2 protein-coding genes are annotated in these 2,059 nt (G+C 53.4%); both read left to right on the forward strand.

Going from position 1 to position 2,059, the window contains the following annotated elements:
- A partial coding sequence (locus F7Q90_RS27485; protein ID WP_346265407.1) for a CHASE3 domain-containing protein occupies positions 1-577 on the forward strand: 577 nt, incomplete at its 5' end.
- Positions 574-1,917, forward strand: a complete 1,344-nt coding sequence (locus F7Q90_RS25400) for a methyl-accepting chemotaxis protein (RefSeq protein ID WP_237166165.1) — start codon at positions 574-576, stop codon at positions 1,915-1,917. The genes F7Q90_RS27485 and F7Q90_RS25400, both read left to right, overlap by 4 nt.
- Positions 1,918-2,059 lie beyond the last annotated feature (142 nt).

The following is a 2,059-nucleotide window of genomic DNA, read 5'->3' on the forward strand; positions in this document are numbered from 1 at the left end:
TGTAAGGATGAAAGCAGCACTTACCGCCTTACCTTTCGCTGCTCAGTCCAGTTTAACGATGGCTCAGAAACTGCCATGCTCTCTCCCCGGCTTTCAGGTCTGGTACAGTCAGAATGAACATTCTTTAATCGCTGCCGATAGTAATAATTCCGTCATAAAAAAAGCGGAAATGTGCTACATCGTCCTTCTGCATCGCAGGAGAGCTTCTGTATCAGCACTGACGCCTCAATACATCAGTGCTGATACCCTACAGGGAACCTTTATGAATAATATAAAAATAGGCATAAGACTCAGTGCGGCCTTCGGCTTTATGGCATTGCTTGTCATTATCATGGTGCTGATTGGCGTCCTTAAAATTAACTCGCTCGGCAGTGCGAACGATGAAATTTCTGGCAGCCTTTACAGTAAATCCTCCGCCTCCCAGTCTCTGCGCTATCTCACATCAGACATGAGCCGTCTCGCCCGCAATGCAATTCTCCTCAGGGACGATTCTCAGAGAGAGAGAAAGCCATCAGTGACTACCGCAGCGAGAGACATGAGCTTGACGGTCTGCTCGAGCTGCTCCGGAAACAGGTGAGCTCACCCACAGGGCTGGAAATCTTTAAGCGCCTCACGGACCGGGCAGACCTCTTTTTACCTTTCCTTGATGAAGTTGTAGCCCTCGCGAAAAACGGCAAGGGCGACGAAGCCACGCAACTGCTTTTCGGTCCGCGCTATCAGAGCCAGGGGGAATTCATGGCTTCCCTGAAACAACTGCAGGACCATCAGGAAGCGCGGATGATTACCGCTGCTGCACAGGCGCGCGCAGACCGTTCGTCAGCACTGATGATACTCATTACCGCAGGTATTGTTGCAGTACTGCTCGCCGCCATATCTGCACTGTTCATTACCCGGAGTATCACACGGCCGCTTACGGAGGCTGTTCAGGCTGCACGTAGCGTGGCCCTGGGGGACCTGAGTGGCGCGGTGCATGCTGGTCATAAAGATGAGACAGGGGTACTGCTGTCAGCCATTCGTGACATGCAGGATTCGCTGATTAATACCGTCAGCCAGGTAAGAAGCAATGCGGAAAGTGTTGCATCGGCCAGCAACCAGATTGCGCAGGGGAACGCTGACCTCTCACAACGAACTGAAGAGCAGGCCAGTGCGCTGGAGCAGACAGCGGCAACCATGACGCAGCTGGGTATGACCGTCAGGAACAATGCGGAAAACGCACGGCAGGCGGGACAACTGGCATTGGGCGTACGCGATGTGGCAAATAAAGGCAGCGATGCCACCGGAGCCATTACCGGGACCATGAAGACCATCAGCGAAAGCTCCGGCCGTATTGCCGAGATTACCGCCGTGATTGACGGAATCGCATTCCAGACGAATATCCTTGCGCTCAACGCCGCGGTTGAGGCTGCGCGGGCAGGTGAACACGGCCGGGGATTTGCCGTGGTGGCCAGTGAGGTCAGGTCTCTGGCACAGCGCAGCGCAACAGCTGCCGGTGAAATACGTCAGCTTATTGAGGCAAATGCGCACAGCGTCGAAGAAGGTAACAAACTGGTGGTACACGCTTCTGAAACAATGTCAGGTATCCTCTCTGCGGTCGGAAAGCTGACTGACACCGTAGAGGAAATCACCTCCTCTAGCGCCGAACAGGCCCGCGGTATTGAACAGGTAGGCATTGCGGTAACGGAGATGGACAGCACCACGCAACAGAATGCCTCGCTGGTCGAGGAGTCTGCCTCAGCGGCTGCGAGCCTTCAAAATCAGGCCGAACGGCTTCTCCAGGCCGTATCCGTATTTAGTCTGGGTAATCAGGCCATTACGTCTTCTGTTGATGTGGTCTCTGAACCCGTAAGGCAGAAATTCAGTACGCCGGCAACAGACACCGGCATAACCAACAAGGAAGAAGGCTGGACGCATTTCTGATCGGAGTACCGCGCTGCTGACTGGCGCGGTACGACGTAAAAATCCTGCAGTAAGTCTCTTCGGCGTTAGTTTATGAAACAAGTTTCTGGTCTTCATCGGCTTTGTTGAATAAATGGATTTTATGCTGTGGTACTATGAAAAC

Origin of the sequence: Pantoea stewartii subsp. stewartii, from assembly GCF_008801695.1 — a bacterium.
Classification (GTDB): Bacteria; Pseudomonadota; Gammaproteobacteria; order Enterobacterales; family Enterobacteriaceae; genus Pantoea; species Pantoea stewartii.